At 57.3% G+C, this 15,931-nt stretch carries 18 protein-coding genes; 7 read left to right on the top strand and 11 right to left on the bottom strand.

Annotated elements, in window-relative coordinates:
• Positions 1-66 precede the first annotated feature (66 nt).
• Positions 67-945, top strand: a complete 879-nt coding sequence (gene ptrR / locus ACOTX7_RS08735) for a putrescine utilization regulator PtrR (RefSeq protein ID WP_221255980.1) — start codon at positions 67-69, stop codon at positions 943-945.
• Here the strand turns inward: ptrR and ACOTX7_RS08730 are convergent.
• Together ACOTX7_RS08730 and ACOTX7_RS08725 are read right to left on the bottom strand one after the other, a co-directional pair.
• Positions 942-1,754 (bottom strand): PhzF family phenazine biosynthesis protein, encoded by an 813-nt coding sequence (locus ACOTX7_RS08730; protein ID WP_221255979.1) that lies wholly within the window; start codon positions 1,752-1,754, stop codon positions 942-944. The two genes, ptrR and ACOTX7_RS08730, sit on opposite strands and share 4 nt — an antisense overlap.
• Positions 1,755-1,776: 22 nt before the next feature.
• The gene (locus ACOTX7_RS08725) at positions 1,777-2,565 is read right to left on the bottom strand and encodes a PhzF family phenazine biosynthesis protein (protein ID WP_221255978.1); all 789 of its coding nucleotides are present in this window, start codon (positions 2,563-2,565) and stop codon (positions 1,777-1,779) included.
• Between the two features lie 176 nt (positions 2,566-2,741).
• On the opposite strand from ACOTX7_RS08725, the gene ACOTX7_RS08720 reads away from it, so the two are divergent.
• Positions 2,742-3,938, top strand: a complete 1,197-nt coding sequence (locus ACOTX7_RS08720) for a sugar transporter (RefSeq protein WP_006810628.1) — start codon at positions 2,742-2,744, stop codon at positions 3,936-3,938.
• 93 nt (positions 3,939-4,031) lie between these two features.
• On the opposite strand, the gene ACOTX7_RS08715 is transcribed toward ACOTX7_RS08720, so the two are convergent.
• Positions 4,032-4,697, bottom strand: a complete 666-nt coding sequence (locus tag ACOTX7_RS08715) for a MarC family NAAT transporter (RefSeq protein WP_006810627.1) — start codon at positions 4,695-4,697, stop codon at positions 4,032-4,034.
• A gap of 256 nt (positions 4,698-4,953) precedes the next feature.
• On the opposite strand from ACOTX7_RS08715, the gene marR reads away from it, so the two are divergent.
• From marR to marB, 3 genes are read left to right on the top strand one after another with little or no spacing between them, the layout of a single operon-like run.
• Complete coding sequence (gene marR / locus ACOTX7_RS08710; RefSeq protein ID WP_032673829.1) at positions 4,954-5,388, top strand: multiple antibiotic resistance transcriptional regulator MarR; 435 nt, start codon at positions 4,954-4,956, stop codon at positions 5,386-5,388.
• A gap of 20 nt (positions 5,389-5,408) precedes the next feature.
• Positions 5,409-5,789, top strand: a complete 381-nt coding sequence (gene marA, locus ACOTX7_RS08705; protein ID WP_001303241.1) for an MDR efflux pump AcrAB transcriptional activator MarA — start codon at positions 5,409-5,411, stop codon at positions 5,787-5,789.
• Between the two features lie 32 nt (positions 5,790-5,821).
• Positions 5,822-6,037, top strand: coding sequence for a multiple antibiotic resistance protein MarB (gene marB / locus ACOTX7_RS08700; RefSeq protein WP_000668584.1), 216 nt, complete (start codon positions 5,822-5,824; stop codon positions 6,035-6,037).
• A gap of 38 nt (positions 6,038-6,075) precedes the next feature.
• Here the strand turns inward: marB and eamA are convergent, their stop codons facing one another.
• Entirely contained in the window at positions 6,076-6,975 is a 900-nt protein-coding gene (eamA, locus tag ACOTX7_RS08695; RefSeq protein WP_205923899.1) for an O-acetylserine/cysteine exporter, read from the bottom strand.
• A 193-nt stretch (positions 6,976-7,168) separates the two neighbouring features.
• Here eamA and ydeE point away from each other — a divergent pair, with 193 nt between their 5' ends.
• Positions 7,169-8,386 carry an efflux MFS transporter YdeE gene (ydeE, locus tag ACOTX7_RS08690; RefSeq protein WP_260630807.1) on the top strand — a complete coding sequence of 406 codons (1,218 nt, stop codon included), beginning with the start codon at positions 7,169-7,171 and terminating at the stop codon, positions 8,384-8,386.
• 45 nt (positions 8,387-8,431) lie between these two features.
• On the opposite strand, the gene zinT is transcribed toward ydeE, so the two are convergent.
• Genes zinT through urtA form a run of 6 tightly spaced genes read right to left on the bottom strand, consistent with a single transcriptional unit; the run spans position 8,432 to position 14,571 of the window.
• Complete coding sequence (gene zinT, locus ACOTX7_RS08685; RefSeq protein WP_221255976.1) at positions 8,432-9,070, bottom strand: metal-binding protein ZinT; 639 nt, start codon at positions 9,068-9,070, stop codon at positions 8,432-8,434.
• Positions 9,071-9,122: 52 nt separating this feature from the next.
• Positions 9,123-9,821: an urea ABC transporter ATP-binding subunit UrtE gene (gene urtE / locus ACOTX7_RS08680; protein ID WP_221255975.1), complete on the bottom strand. Its 699-nt coding sequence runs from the start codon at positions 9,819-9,821 to the stop codon at positions 9,123-9,125.
• A gap of 9 nt (positions 9,822-9,830) precedes the next feature.
• Positions 9,831-10,628: an urea ABC transporter ATP-binding protein UrtD gene (gene urtD, locus ACOTX7_RS08675; protein ID WP_221255974.1), complete on the bottom strand. Its 798-nt coding sequence runs from the start codon at positions 10,626-10,628 to the stop codon at positions 9,831-9,833.
• Entirely contained in the window at positions 10,628-11,701 is a 1,074-nt protein-coding gene (gene urtC, locus ACOTX7_RS08670) for an urea ABC transporter permease subunit UrtC (RefSeq protein ID WP_047354773.1), read from the bottom strand. The genes urtD and urtC overlap by 1 nt, the downstream gene beginning before the upstream one ends.
• Entirely contained in the window at positions 11,701-13,275 is a 1,575-nt protein-coding gene (gene urtB / locus ACOTX7_RS08665) for an urea ABC transporter permease subunit UrtB (RefSeq protein ID WP_221255973.1), read from the bottom strand. Before urtB ends, urtC begins: the two co-directional genes overlap by 1 nt.
• Positions 13,276-13,299: 24 nt before the next feature.
• Positions 13,300-14,571, bottom strand: coding sequence for an urea ABC transporter substrate-binding protein (urtA, locus tag ACOTX7_RS08660; RefSeq protein ID WP_221255972.1), 1,272 nt, complete (start codon positions 14,569-14,571; stop codon positions 13,300-13,302).
• Here urtA and ACOTX7_RS08655 point away from each other — a divergent pair.
• Entirely contained in the window at positions 14,566-14,751 is a 186-nt protein-coding gene (locus tag ACOTX7_RS08655) for a hypothetical protein (RefSeq protein ID WP_125357643.1), read from the top strand. The two genes, urtA and ACOTX7_RS08655, sit on opposite strands and share 6 nt — an antisense overlap.
• A gap of 22 nt (positions 14,752-14,773) precedes the next feature.
• Here ACOTX7_RS08655 and ACOTX7_RS08650 read toward each other — a convergent pair whose 3' ends face one another.
• Entirely contained in the window at positions 14,774-15,877 is a 1,104-nt protein-coding gene (locus ACOTX7_RS08650) for a cobalamin-independent methionine synthase II family protein (protein WP_221255971.1), read from the bottom strand.
• Positions 15,878-15,931 lie beyond the last annotated feature (54 nt).

The following is a 15,931-nucleotide window of genomic DNA, read 5'->3' as shown; positions in this document are numbered from 1 at the left end:
TGGCCTACTCTGCTATTTCTTAAAAATGAATAATACTCACCACCTTATTCACGAATCGAGAACGGTATGAACTTAACCCAGCTTGAGATGTTTAACGCCGTCGCACTGACCGGCAGCATTACCCAGGCGGCGCAAAAGGTACACCGCGTGCCGTCAAACCTCACCACCCGCATCCGACAGCTTGAGGCAGATCTCGGCGTGGAACTGTTTATCCGTGAGAATCAGCGCCTGCGGCTTTCCCCCGCCGGGCACAATTTTTTGCGCTACAGCAAGCAGATCCTGGCGCTGGTCGACGAAGCGCGAATGGTCGTCGCCGGGGATGAACCGCAGGGATTATTCTCACTCGGCGCGCTGGAAAGTACCGCCGCCGTGCGCATTCCGGAAAGTCTGGCGCGGTTTAATCAGCGCTATCCGCGCATACAGTTTGCGTTGTCCACCGGGCCTTCCGGTACGATGATTGACGGCGTGCTTGAGGGGACGCTCAGTGCCGCCTTTGTCGACGGGCCGCTCTCGCACCCGGAACTGGAAGGGATGCCGGTTTACCGGGAAGAGATGATGCTGGTCACTCCTGCGGGCCACGCGGAAGTGTCAAAAGCCACGCAGGTGAGCGGCAGCGACGTGTACGCCTTTCGCGCCAACTGTTCTTACCGTCGTCATCTGGAGAGCTGGTTTCATGCCGACCGCGTCACGCCGGGCAGGATCCACGAGATGGAGTCCTACCACGGAATGCTCGCCTGCGTGATTGCGGGGGCAGGCATTGCGCTGATGCCCCGCTCCATGCTGGAGAGCATGCCAGGGCATCATCAGGTGGCGGCGTGGCCGCTGGCGGAAAACTGGCGCTGGCTCACCACCTGGCTGGTGTGGCGACGCGGGGCGATGACCCGCCAGCTTGAGGCGTTTATCGCGCTGCTTAACGAGCGTCAGCCACCAGCGCCCCGTTGTTAATGCTGAACGTAGTCCTGGAGACGAAGGTAGATTTTCCCCTTCATATACAGCGTGGCCTGCCCGCCAATCAGCACGCGATCGCCCTTAAGCTCGCAGCGCAAATCCCCGCCGCGCAGGGAGACCTGGCGGGCCGACATCTGCGTTTTACCGAGCTTTTCGCTCCAGTACGGGATCAGCATGCTGTGGGCTGATCCCGTCACCGGATCCTCCGGCACCCCTTCCCCCGGGCAGAAGAAGCGGCTGACGAAATCATATTCATCACCCGGCGCCGTAACACAGACCATTTTCCCCAGCGGAAGCATGCCCGCGATATCCGGGGTCAGCGCCTCCACCTGCTGCTGGCTGTCGAGCACCACCATGTAATCGCGCCCCACACGCACCTCTTTTGCCGCGTTAATGCCCAGTGCGCTGAACAGCGCTGCCGGTGGCGTATCGACAACCTCGGTTGACCACGCCGGGAAATTGAGCGTTAGCCAGTCGCCGCTACGTTGGACCGTCAGTTCGCCGACAAAGCGCGTGGTGAAGGTAATTTCCGTATGCGGGTAATCCAGATATTCGAAAATAACGTGAGAAGCCGCGAGGGTTGCATGGCCGCAAAGGTTGATTTCATCCTGCGTGGTAAACCAGCGCAGCTCAAACCCGTTGTCCGTTCGGACAAAGAACGCCGTCTCTGACTGATTATGCTGCTTTGCCATCTTCAGCAGCGTCTCATCTGGCAGCCATGCTTCCAGCGGACATACCGCCGCCGCATTGCCGCCGAACGCCCTGTCGCTGAAAGCATCTACCAGATAAAAATCAATTTCCTGCATCGTTTGTTCCTCTTAGATTTATTCAGCGCAGAAATACTGTGCCCTTCAGGTACAGCGAGGCCTGCCCGCCCATCCGCACGCGGTCGCCCCTGAGTTCGCAGCGGACGTCCCCGCCACGGGCTGAAACCTGACGGGCAAACATCTGTGTTTTGCCAAGCTGTTCACTCCAGTACGGGATCAGCATAGTGTGCGCGGAGCCGGTGACAGGATCTTCCGGCACGGCCACGCCCGGCGAGAAGAAGCGACTGACAAAGTCATATTCCCCTTCGTCCCGGGCGGTGACCGCCACTTTATGCTCGCCCGGCGTCATGGCGGAGAAATCCGGATTAAGGGCTTCAACCTGCTCGCGGTTTTCCAGTACCAGCACCCAGGCGCGGCCTTTTCGGGCCTCGACATAGTGGCTGATACCGAGTGCGGAGAGCATCTCCGGTGGCGGCGTCTGTGCCTGCGTCGGGCAGGCCGGAAAATCCAGCGTCATCCAGTCACCTTCACGGCTGACGGTCAGGCGACCAGAGGCGGTGTCAAAATGAATGCGTGAGTCCGGATAATCCAGTTCGTTAAACAGAACATACGCCGCGGCAAGCGTGGCGTGACCACAGAGATTCACCTCGGTGAGCGTGGTGAACCAGCGCAGCTCAATTCCCCCTCTGGTGCACACAAAAAACGCGGTTTCCGACTGGTTATGCTGTTGTGCCATCCGCAGTAACGTCTCATCCGGCAGCCACGCGTCGAGCGGGCAAACCGCCGCCGGATTGCCGCCAAAGGAGGACGCGCTGAACGCATCTACCAGATAAAAATCAATCTCCTGCATTGTGTTACCGCCTGTTTTTGTTGTGTTGTTCTTTATCTTCAATGAAAACAACCTTGTTCGCTACCGCTGCATGAAGGTAAATTTTGTGATTCACATCACATAACGGTTGAGTTTTCGCCGTTTAAAGCTTTAAGATCGTCTCCTCATCTTTCAGGTAACGAACCCCAGATATCCCTATGACAACACACACGGTTTCCCGCAGGGTCGCGTGGCTACGCGTGGTCACGCTCGCCATTGCAGCGTTTATTTTCAATACAACGGAATTTGTTCCGGTTGGACTGCTGTCCGACATCGCCGCCAGCTTCCATATGGAAACGGCACAGGTTGGCATTATGCTGACCATCTATGCATGGGTGGTCGCGCTGATGTCGCTGCCGTTTATGCTGCTGACCAGTCAGATGGAACGTCGTAAGTTACTCATTGGGCTGTTTGTGGTATTCATTGCCAGCCATGTGCTGTCGTTTATGGCGTGGAACTTTACCGTGCTGGTCATCAGCCGCGTCGGCATCGCGTTTGCCCATGCCATTTTCTGGTCGATTACCGCGTCGCTCGCCATTCGTCTGGCCCCGGCGGGGAAACGTGCCCAGGCGCTGAGCCTAATCGCCACCGGAACGGCGCTGGCGATGGTGTTAGGTCTGCCGATCGGACGCATAGTGGGACAATACTTCGGCTGGCGAACCACCTTCTTTGCTATCGGCATGGGGGCGCTGATCACCCTGGTGTGTCTGATCAAACTCTTGCCAAAACTGCCCAGCGAACACTCCGGCTCGCTGAAAAGCCTGCCGCTGCTGGTGCGCCGTCCGGCGCTGATGAGCATCTATCTGCTGACCGTGATTGTGGTGACCGCCCATTACACGGCCTATAGCTATATTGAGCCGTTTGTTCAGGTTGTGGCGGGCTTTAGCGCCAACTTCGCCACCGTTCTGCTGTTGATCCTGGGCGGTGCGGGGATTATCGGCAGTATCCTGTTCGGGAAGCTGGGCAATCAGCACGCGTCTGCGCTTGTGAGCAGTGCGATTGGCCTGCTGCTGGCGTGCCTGCTGTTACTGCTGCCTGCGGCTGGCAGCGAAAGCCATCTGGCGATCCTCAGCCTGTTCTGGGGCGTGGCGATCATGATTATTGGTCTGGGGATGCAGGTTAAAGTGCTGGCGCTGGCTCCGGACGCCACGGACGTGGCAATGTCGCTCTTCTCCGGGATATTTAATCTGGGGATTGGGGCCGGGGCGCTGGTGGGAAATCAGATCAGCCTGCATGTGTCGATGTCGGCCATTGGCTATCTCGGGGCGATTCCGGCGCTGATCGCGCTGATCTGGTCGGTGCTTATCTTCCGTAAATGGCCGGTCGCGATGGAAGAACAGACCAGCCACGGTTGACGTTTGTTGTGCCGGGTGGCGGCTTCGCCTTACCCGGCCTACATTATTACGGACTTGTAGGCCGGGTAAGCGCAGCGCCACCCGGCAATGTTCTCAATGATACGTCTTAACAATCTCCAGCACGCCGTTAATAATAAACTGCACGCCCATACAGACCAGCAGGAAGCCCATCAGACGGGAAATGGCCTCAATACCCCCCTTGCCCACCCAGCGCATAATCGCCCCGGAACTGCGTAATGATCCCCAGACGATAATGGCGATAAGCGCAAAAATGATCGGCGGCGCAACGGTGATAACCCAGTGCGGAAAAGTGGTACCATCCCGCACCGTTGAGGCGGAACTGATGATCATCGCTATCGTCCCCGGCCCCGCCGTGCTCGGCATGGCTAACGGTACAAAGGCAATGTTGGCGCTCGGTTCGCTTTCAAGCTCCTCCGATTTGCTTTTGGCTTCCGGTGATTCGTGCGCTTTTTGCGCCGGGAACAGCATCCGGAAACCAATAAAGGCCACGATCAGCCCACCGGCGATACGCAGACCGGGAATCGAAATCCCAAAGGTATTCATCACCAGCTGCCCGGCGTAATACGCCACCATCATAATGGCGAAGACATAGACGGAGGCCATCATCGACTGCTGATTGCGCTCCGCGCTGTTCATGTTCCCCGCCAGCCCCAGAAAAAGAGCCACCGTCGTTAACGGGTTCGCCAGCGGCAGTAATACCACCAGCCCAAGTCCCACTGCTTTAATCAAATCCAACATAATGCACCGCAGCCCTTATCCTTATTCAACACCGCAATTATAGGGGGAAATCCTCGTCCTGAGCCATCCGCGTAGCGTAACCATTCTTGTCTCGCGCAACCAATAACGCCAGATTATGTATATGATTTAAAAGCGTACAGAAAAAGTTCCTGAAGCGTTTTAGCATTTCGTGGCATCGGCTGATCCATTCAGTTGACTTATACTTGCCTGAGCAATAATATCTGCCGTGACTAAACTACTTGCCGGGGCAACCATTGTGAAAAACACCAGTGACCTCTTTAACGACATAATCCCACTGGGTCGTCTTATTCACATGGTTAATCAGAAAAAAGATCGCCTGCTCAATGACTACCTGTCACCGCTGGATATCACCGCAACACAGTTCAAAGTGCTGTGTTCTATTCGCTGCGAAGTGTGTATCACGCCGGTTGAGCTGAAAAAGGTGCTCTCTGTCGATCTGGGTGCGTTAACCCGCATGCTGGATCGTCTCGTCTGTAAAGGATGGGTAGAACGAAGCCCTAACCCCAATGACAAACGTGGCGTACTGGTGAAACTGACCAGCGATGGCGCGGCCATGTGTGAGCAATGTCATCAATTAGTAGGACAAACACTGCACCAGGAACTGACAAAAAACTTAACGGCAGATGAAGTGGCAACGCTTGAGCTTTTACTCAAGAAAATCCTGCCGTAAACAGAAAAAGAGGTATGACGATGTCCAGACGCAATACTGACGCTATCACCATTCATAGCATTTTGGACTGGATCGAAGATAACCTGGAATCTCCACTCTCTCTTGAGAAAGTGTCAGAGCGTTCAGGTTACTCAAAATGGCACCTGCAACGGATGTTTAAAAAAGAGACCGGCCATTCATTAGGACAATATATTCGCAGCCGCAAGCTGACGGAAATTGCCCAGAAGCTGAAAGAAAGCAATGAGCCGATCCTCTATCTGGCGGAACGCTACGGATTTGAATCGCAACAAACCCTGACGCGTACGTTTAAGAACTACTTTGACGTGCCGCCTCATAAGTACCGTATTACCAGTATGCCGGGTGAATCCCGTTATCTGTATCCGCTAAAACATTGCAGTTAATCATCGCCTGTTAAGACGTAACCGAGGAAATCATGAAATTTATCGCCTCCGCCGCCCTCACCTTGCTGGTGCTGGTTTCCGGCCAGAGTTTCGCGGAGCAAACCCCCAGCGCGGGGCAGCAAAATAATCGTGGCACCATGATTATGCCCTCCACGCAAAACCAGTCGCCCTGGGACTTCAATCACATGGGCGCTGGCAGCGACAAATCCGACGAATTAGGCGTGCCGTATTACAACCACGACCTGTAATTCGTTTTTGCCCCGCTCAGGCGGGGCTTTTTTCTGCCTTAACCCCGCACCCGCGTCGCCCGACGCACACGCAAGCCAAAGACGTTGATATACAACCCGGCCATAATCAGCCCTGCGCCACACAGTTGCAGCGCGCTGAGCGTCTCGTCCAGCAACAGTGCGGCGCTGGCAAGCCCGACCACCGGTACCAGCAGCGATAACGGCGCCACGCGCCAGGTTTCATAGCGCCCGAGCAGCGAACCCCAGATGCCATAGCCCACGATTGAGGCAACTAACGCCAGGTAGATCAGCGACAAAATGGTCGTCAGGTCGATCTCAACGAGGCTTTTCAGCATTGCCTGCGGGCCATCCAGAATAAACGACGCGGCCATAAAGGGCACAATGGGGATCAATGCGCTCCAGACCACCAGCGACAATACCGGCGGACGCGCCTCGTGCTGCATTATCAGCTTGTTAAAGATATTGCCGCACGCCCAGCTCAGCCCCGCCGCCAGGGTGAGCATAAAGCCCAGCAGGGCGACATGCTGACCGTTGAGGCTGCCTTCTATCAGCACCAGCACGCCAAAGACCGCAAGGCTAATGCCCGCCAGCTGTTTGCCCTGCAAACGTTCGCCAAAGACAAACGCGCCGAGAATGATGGTAAAGAACGCCTGCACCTGAAGCACCAGCGAAGCCAGGCCCGCAGGCATACCGAATTTGATGGCGCAAAAAAGAAACGCAAACTGACCAAAGCTAATGGTAAGGCCGTAGCCCAGCAGCAGCTTCAGGGGAATTTTCGGGCGGCCGACGAACAGCAGCGCCGGAAACGCCACCAGCAGGAAGCGCAGACCCGCCAGCATCAGTGGAGGCATGTTGTGCAACCCCATTTTAATGACCACAAAATTGAGTCCCCACACCACAACAACCAGCAACGCTAACAGCCCGTCTTTCCGCGTCATTTTCCGCCCCTGAATTATTAAAATTTTGTTAACACCTCAAGGTAACAGAAAAAATAGCCCGGCGAGAAGATCATTAATTCTGGTACCGGGAAGAAGCACTCGCGGATAAATTGGGTGCTATACAAGCTCCCGGTCCCGTGATAATCCTGTAATAACACAACAAAAAAAGCATAAGCATTTGTCGGGCAGGAAAATGAAACCATCAATCAGGCGCTCAACCGCAGCGCTGCTGGCATCGTCATTGTTATTAACAATTGGTCGCGGCGCAACGCTGCCCTTTATGACCATATATCTCACACGCGTGTACGATATGAACGTGGAGAATATTGGCTATGCCCTGACCGTGGCGTTGACCATTGGCGTGGTGTTTAGCCTGGGGTTCGGCATTCTGGCGGATAAGTTCGACAAAAAACGCTATATGCTGATCGCCATCGTGGCCTTTATTGCCGGGTTTGTGGCCATTCCGCTGGTGAATAACGTGACGCTGGTGGTGCTGTTCTTTGCCCTGATCAACTGCGCCTATTCCGTCTTCTCAACGGTGCTGAAAGCATGGTTTGCCGACGTGCTGACCTCCAGCGAAAAAGCGCGCGTTTTCTCACTCAACTACAGTTTCCTGAACATCGGCTGGACGATCGGGCCGCCGATCGGCACCCTGCTGGTGATGTACAGCCTGCAACTGCCGTTCTGGCTGGCCGCCTTCTGCGCCGCACTGCCGCTCGGGTTTATCCATTTCTACGTGCAGAAAAGCATAGCCTCAGACAACGTTGAGGAGAAAATGCCATGGCAGCCCTCGGTGCTGCTGAAAGACCGGGCGCTGTTCTGGTATACGCTCTCCGGCCTGCTGGCGTCCTATGTAGGGGGATCGTTCGCCACCTGTATTTCCCAGTATGTCCTCGCCGCACATGCGGACAGTGATTTCGCAGAAAAGGTGGTGGCCGTTGTACTGCCCGTCAACGCGGCGGTAGTGGTCAGCCTGCAATACGCGCTTGGACGTAAGATCACCGCCAGCAATATCCGCCCGTTAATGACTGCCGCGACGCTCTTTTTCATCCTCGGGCTGGGCGGGTTTATGCTTTCGGGTGAGAACCTGATTTACTGGGGGATTGCGGCGGCGATCTTCACCCTGGGTGAAATAATCTATGCGCCGGGCGAATACATGCTGATCGACAATATCGCCCCGCCGGGCATGAAGGCGAGCTACTTCTCTGCGCAGGCGCTGGGCTGGCTGGGCGCGGCGGCGAACCCGATGATCACCGGGCTCATCCTGACCCATCTGCCGCACTGGTCATTATTCATCATTATGATGGCCGCCATCATTGCGGCCTGGCTGATGATATTGCGCGGGATGCGCGTGAAAAGTGAAGAGAGCGTGTCGGGTGGTGCTGCGCTTACCCGACCGACAAAACCCTAATTGTAAGCCGGGTAAGGCGAAGCCTTCACCCGGCAAAACCAACGCCTAGTGGTGCAACATCTCCTCCACCACCTGCTCTTTGTACATCTCATTCGGGTAGTAGGTCGGCCAGTTATCCATCTCTTTCAGCAGCGCCTCGTGGGAGGTGTTGCCCATAAAGATATGGAAGTGTGAAGAGGCCTTCGGGCCGATGATATGGTCGCTGAACTGCACAAACTTAGGCGCCTGGCTCGCGTTATCCTTGCACTCAAACAGGTAGCGCACCCCTTTTTTCCCCGAGGCGTAGGTCAGAATTTTGTAGCCGCTGTAGTCGTAGCGGCAACTGCTCACCGTTTTGCCTCTGTGGAATTCCATCACGTTGTTTTCAATTCCAATCGCGTCCACGTCCGTCGCGTACCCCTTGCGGTAGTAGGCTTTCACCTCGGCAGCGGATTTTTCCCCCTTCTGCGCTTTCTTTTCAAAAACCGGATCCAGCGAACCTTCAAGCAGGAAGGGATAAACAGACTGCCAGGTCCCGTCCCAGTCAGACAGCGTTCTGTCCCTGACGTCTTTATCCTCAAAGACGCCGTTTGCCGCCTTCTGTTCCGCCTCCGTCATCTGATGTCCGTGCGAATGGGCAAAAAGCGAGCCGCTTACCAGCAGCGTTCCCAGAGTCAGCGCAATTTTTCCACGATGTGCAGCCACAGCAAAATCCTCATTCCGTTTTATAAGAATGAGGATGTTATATTATAACATTTCAGATCGCAACCAGCCCGCGAACGCCCTCCTGCGCCATATTCTCCCCGCGTCCCTGCTGGACGATGCTGCCGCGCGACATCACCAGATAGCTGTCGGCCAGCTCCGCCGCAAAATCATAAAACTGCTCCACCAGCAGGATCGCCATATCCCCCCGGTTCGCCAGGCTGCGGACCACCAGCCCGATCTCTTTGATCACCGACGGCTGAATACCTTCCGTGGGTTCATCCAGAATCAGTAACTGTGGACGACTCGCCAGCGCCCGCCCAATCGCCAGCTGTTGCTGCTGACCACCGGAAAGATCGCCTCCGCGACGGTGCTTCATCTCTTTCAGCACCGGGAAAAGCTGCCAAATTTCCTCCGGTACACCCTTCGCGTTTCGTGCGGAGAAGCGCGACAGCCCCATCAGCAGGTTTTCTTCTACGGTCAGACGCGGGAAAATCTCCCGTCCCTGCGGAACATACGCCACGCCGGACTGTACCCGCTGGTGCGGTTTACTGTGGGTGATGGTTTTCCCCTGCCAGACCACCTCCCCGGTTTTCACCGGGATCAGCCCCATCAGGCACCTCAGCAACGTGGTTTTACCCACTCCGTTGCGCCCCAGAAGGCAGGTGACTTCCCCGACGCCCGCCTCAAAGCTCACCCCGCGCAGTATATGACTGCCGCCGTAGTACTGATTCAGTTCGTTAACCCGTAACATCACCGCTCCTTAGCGTCCCAGATAGACGTCAATCACCTGTTCATTGGCCTGTACCTCGCGAAGCGAGCCTTCCGCCAGCACGCGCCCCTGATGCAGCACCGTGACGTGATCGGCGATGGTCTCGACGAAGCCCATATCGTGCTCAACCACCATCAACGAATGCTTGCCTGCCAGGGTTCGGAACAGCTCGGCAGTGTATTCCGTCTCTGCGTCCGTCATGCCAGCGGCGGGTTCGTCCAGCAGCAACAGGTGCGGATCCTGCACCAGCAGCATGCCTATCTCCAGAAACTGCTTCTGTCCGTGTGAAAGCAGCCCGGCGCGGCGATCGCGCTCGCTGCCAAGCCGCAGCAAAACCAGCATCTCGTCAATGCGGTCACGCTGTTCGCCGCTGAGCGTGGCCCGCAGGCTCGCCCAGACGGACCTGTCGGCTTTCATGGCGATTTCGAGGTTTTCCCCTACGGTCAGCGCTTCAAACACCGTCGGCTTCTGAAACTTACGACCAATCCCCTGACGGGCAATGGCCGCTGGCTCAAGGGCTGTCAGATCGATGGACTGATCATAAAGGGCTTTTCCGCTTTTTGGCCGGGTTTTGCCTGTTATGACGTCCATCAGCGTGGTTTTACCGGCCCCGTTAGGGCCAATGATGCAGCGCAACTCGCCAACGCCGATATTCAGCGAGAGGTCGGTCAACGCCTGAAAACCGTCAAAACTGACGTTAATGGCCTCAAGCTGCAATACCGGATCGGTCTGCTCGCGGTAACGGTCGCCCGGTAGCTGCCGGGTAAAGAGTCCTTCAGAGGGATGCATTAATTCTCTCCCTTACGAAACAGACCGAACACGCCGCGTGGTAAAAACAGCGTCACGGCAATGAAAATCAGGCCCAGAAACAGCTGCCAGTACTCCGGCATCGCCACGGTGAAAAAGCTCTTCGCACCGTTGACCAGCGCCGCACCAATCACCGGGCCTACCAGGGTGCCGCGCCCGCCCAGCGCCACCCAGATGGCCGCTTCAATCGAGTTGGTTGGCGACATTTCACCCGGGTTGATAATGCCCACCTGCGGAACGTACAGCGCCCCCGCGAGGCCACACAGCACGGCGGAAAGCGTCCAGACCAGCAGCTTAAAGCCGCGCGGATCGTACCCGCAGAACGTCAGACGGTTTTCCGCATCGCGCACCGCCGTCAAAATGCGGCCAAATTTACTCTTCGCCAGCGCATAGCCCGTGCCCAGGGCCAGAAGCAGCAGCATGACCGTCGCGAGGAACAGCGCGATCCGCGTCGTCGTCGCCGTAACGGAAAACCCGAGCAGCGTGGTGAAGCCGGTAAAGCCGTTATTGCCGCCAAAGCCGGTTTCATTGCGAAAGAACAGCAGCATGCCTGCATAGGTCAGCGCCTGGGTCATAATGGAGAAATAGACCCCTTTGATCTTCGAGCGGAAAGCAAACCAGCCGAAAACCAGCGCCAGCAGACCGGGGATCGCCACGATTAGTACCAGCGCCCAGGCAAAATGCTGCGTTCCCCACCAGAACCAGGGCAGTTCGCTCCACGAGAGAAACGACATAAACGCGGGCAGCCCGTCACCCGCCGCCTGGCGCATCAGGTACATCCCCATCGCATAGCCGCCGAGGGCGAAAAATATGCCGTGCCCCAGCGAGAGCATTCCGGCATAGCCCCAGACCAGATCGAGGGCCACGGCGACAACCGCGTAGCAGAGGATCTTGCCGATGAGCGTTAACATCCACGTGGAAATGGCCAGCGGATGCGTTGCGGGCAACAGCGCGAGAAAAGGCAGCACCAGCAGCGCTGCAACCAGCAGACTGCCGAAGATTTGTGCGGTGCGCGGTGCACTGCGCGCCAGTGTTAAGGTCAATGGCTGGCTCATCAGTCTGTCACCCTCCCTTTAAGTGCGAATAACCCCTGCGGACGTTTCTGGATAAACAGAATGATCGCCACCAGAATCAGGATTTTGCCCAGCACCGCGCCCATCTGCGGTTCAAGAATTTTATTGAAGATCCCCAGACCAAAGGCCGCTGCGACGCTACCGGCCAGCTGACCGACGCCGCCGAGCACCACCACCAGGAACGAATCAATGATGTATCCCTGACCCAGCTCCGGTCCCACGTTCCCCAACTGGGACAATGCCACGCCGCCCAGCCCGGCAATGCCGGACCCGAGGCCAAACGCCAGCATATCCACCCGTCCGGTCGGCACGCCACAGCAGGCCGCCATGCTGCGGTTTTGCGTCACCGCCCGCACGTTCAGGCCCAGACGCGTTTTATTCAGCAGGAGCCAGGTGAAGAACAGCGCCAGCAGTACAAACCCGAGTACCACAATGCGGTTCCACGGCAGCGTCAGGTTGGCGAAAACCTGCACGCCGCCGGACAGCCAGGCCGGGTTCGCCACCTCAAGGTTCTGGGCGCCAAAGGTCATGCGCACCAGCTGGATGAGCATCAGACTGATCCCCCAGGTGGCGAGCAGGGTTTCCAGCGGACGGCCATAAAGATGGCGGATCACCGTCCGCTCCAGCACCATCCCGATACCTGCCGTCAGGCAAAACGCCACCGGCAGCGCTACCACCGGATAGAGCGCCAGCCACTGAGGCATCCACTGCGCCATCATCTGCTGCACCATCCAGGTGGCATACGCTCCGAGCATCAGCATCTCGCCGTGGGCCATGTTAATCACCCCCAGCAGACCGTAGGTGATAGCCAGCCCGAGCGCGGCCAGCAACAGTACCGACCCCAACGACAGGCCCATAAAGGCCTGCCCCAGCAGTTCGCCCCACATCAGACGGTGCTGAATACCCTCAAGGCTCTCCGCAGCGGCGGCACGTACCCGTGCGTCCGGCTCGGTTTGCACCCGGGTAAACGGCGCGAGCGTGGCCTGAACGTCCGGATCGTCGGACTGTCCCAGCAGCTCAACCGCGTTAAGGCGTACTTCCGCCTGCGGGCTAGCCAGCTGAAGGTTTGCCAGCGCCAGCATGAGCGACTGCCGGGTGACATCGTCCGTTTCGCTATTGGCCCGCTGTTGCAGAAACCCGAGCATATCCGGCTGGGCGTCACGCTGAAGCTGTCGTGCGGCATTGCGCCTTTCGGTGACACTGTCACTGACAAGCTGATGCGTCGCCAGCGCCGTGACCGTTAACACGCGCAGCCGGTTGGTCAGCCGCACGGCTTTGGTCGCTCCTTCAGCGCGTTTTGCCGCGCCCAGGGCAACCATTTGGCCGTCGATGCGGGTAAATGCCTGTTTCTGGCTGTCGGTGTAGAGGTTTTCCTGTTGCAGCGCCTTAAGCAGCGGCAAACGTGCGGATTCCGGCGTGGCTGCCCACCGGGTGAGCATGGCGGTCTGCTGACTGCGGGTGGCGGCAACGAAATCATCGGCATCCGATGCCTGCGCCATCCCTGGCAGCAGTCCGGTAAGCCACACAATCGCAATAATCATGCGCATGGCGTTCATGACGTCTCTCCCTGGTGTGGCGGCTTAGTTGCTGGCTGTTTTCATCGGCTGGTCAGGCTTTTTGTCATTCCCGGCGATAAACGGGCTCCACGGCTGAGCGCGCACCGGCTGTTCGGTCTGCCAGACGACGTTGAACTGGCCGTTGCCTTCGATTTCACCAATCATGACGGGCTTATGCAGGTGGTGGTTGGTGGCATCCATGGTCAGCGTAAAGCCGGACGGCGCGTTGAACGACTGGCCCGCCATTGCCGCGCGCACTTTGTCCACGTCGGTCGTCCCGGCTTTTTCAACTGCCTGCGCCCACATATGGAGGCCAACGTAGGTCGCTTCCATCGGATCGTTGGTCACGACGGTATCGGCATTCGGCAGCTTATGGGCTTTCGCGTAAGCTCTGTAGGCCGCGACAAAAGTCTTGTTGGTCGGGTTATCAACGGATTCAAAGTAGTTCCACGCCGCCAGGTTACCCACCAGCGGTTTGGTATCAATGCCGCGCAGTTCTTCCTCGCCCACGGAGAACGCCACCACCGGTACGTCCGTGGCTTTCAGCCCCTGGTTCGCCAGCTCTTTATAGAAAGGCACGTTGGAATCACCGTTGATGGTGGAGACCACCGCCGTTTTGCCGCCTGTGGAGAATTTCTTGATATTGGCAACAATGGTCTGGTAATCGCTATGACCAAACGGGGTGTAAACCTCTTCAATATCTTTATCCTCCACGCCTTTCGAGTGCAGGAAGGCGCGGAGGATCTTGTTCGTGGTGCGTGGGTAAACGTAGTCCGTTCCCAGCAGGAAGAAGCGTTTCGCGCTGCCGCCGTCTTCACTCATCAGGTACTCCACCGCCGGGATCGCCTGCTGGTTCGGTGCCGCACCGGTATAGAAGACGTTAGGTGACATCTCTTCGCCTTCGTACTGCACCGGATAGAACAGCAAACCGTTCAGCTCCTCAAAGACCGGCAGGACCGATTTACGCGATACGGAGGTCCAGCAGCCAAACACCACGGCGACCTTATCCTGGCTCAGAAGCTGGCGGGCTTTTTCGGCAAACAGCGGCCAGTTGGAGGCCGGATCAACCACCACCGGCTCCAGCTTTTTCCCGAGCACGCCGCCTTTGGCATTGATTTCGTCGATGGTCATCAGGGCAACATCTTTCAGGGGTGTTTCTGAAATGGCCATCGTGCCGGAGAGAGAATGCATAATCCCGACTTTAATGGTCTCGGCGGCCTGGACGCCAAAGCTCATCCCCATGGCGACCACGGAGGCGGACAAGGCGAACGCTTTAATAAAGGTACGACGGTGCATATTTTCACTCCTGAAAAAGAAAGCTGTGCGAAGACGTCCGTTACCACCCGGACGCAGAAAAAAGTAACGCCAGTTTCAGGAGAGCAAAAAGAGTGCCAGGTTGCAGAAGCAGGATTTTTAAAGGGGATGACGCGAGGAACGGCGGGAAACGACTCAGAATGGTACAGCGCTGCACTGTAATAATGCAGCGCTGTGGACAACGTTACCAGACGTCGCTGGCGATTTGCGTAACCAGGCGAACTTTATCCCACTGCTGGGCTTCGCTCAGGCTGTTACCCTCTTCCGTGGAGGCAAATCCGCACTGCGGGCTAAGGCAAATCTGCTCTTTCGCAACGTATTGTGCGGCTTCTTCCAGACGCGCTTTCACCCCTTCCGGGTTCTCCAGTTCGCCGTGCTTGGTCGTGATCAGCCCCAGAACCACCTGCTGTTTACCCGGGCGGATAAAACGCAGTGGCGCGAAGTCGCCGCTACGGTCGTTGTCGTACTCCAGGAAGAACGCGTCGACGTTCACCGTGCCGAACAGCACCTCCGCCACCGGCTCATAGCCGCCTTCGGAAATCCAGGTTGAGCGGAAGTTGCCGCGGCAGACGTGCAGCCCGATGGTCAGATCGTCCGGTTTGTCTTCCAGCGCTTTATTCAGTACCCGGGCATAGATGCGGGCAAGTTCGTCTGCATCATCACCGCGCTCGCGGATCTGGCGGCGCTGGTCATCCGAGCAAAGATAGGCCCACACGGTGTCATCCAGTTGCAGATAGCGGCAACCCGCGTCGTAAAATGCCCGAATGGCATCGCGCCAGGTGGTCGCCAGATCGTCAAAGTAGACGTCCAGATCCGGGTAGACCGTGGCATCAATATCCTTGCGGCCACCGCGGAAGTGCAGCACGCTCGGGCTAGGAATGGTCATCTTCGGCTGTGCGTTACCGCTGATGCTTTTGAGGTAGCGGAAATCGTCCAGCATAGGATGATCGCCGAAGCCCAGTTTGCCCGTTACGCGCACGCCGTGGGCTTTGGTCTGCACCCCGTTGAACTGAATGCCCTGCTGGGAATCATAACGCTCCACGCCCTGTAGCCCGTCGAAGAAGTCAAAGTGCCACCAGGCGCGGCGGAATTCTCCGTCCGTCACCACATGCAGGCCGCAGGCGCACTGCTGCTCAACAACATGGCGAATGGCCTCGTCCTCGACCGCGCGAAGCTGCCCGGCATCGATCTCACCGCGGGCAAATTGCAGACGGGCCTGTTTAATGGCATCCGGGCGTAAAAAACTGCCGACTACATCGGCGCGGTACGGGGCGTGGTATCGCTGCATGGAAATCTCCTCTGTCTGTCGGCGTTAATTGCCCACAGTGATAATTCATCTCTT

Origin of the sequence: Enterobacter cloacae complex sp. IR5418 (assembly GCF_049238105.1) — a bacterium.
GTDB lineage: Bacteria > Pseudomonadota > Gammaproteobacteria > Enterobacterales > Enterobacteriaceae > Enterobacter > Enterobacter hormaechei.
Note: the sequence above shows the minus strand (reverse complement) of the source record. Positions and strands in the feature narration are given on the sequence as shown.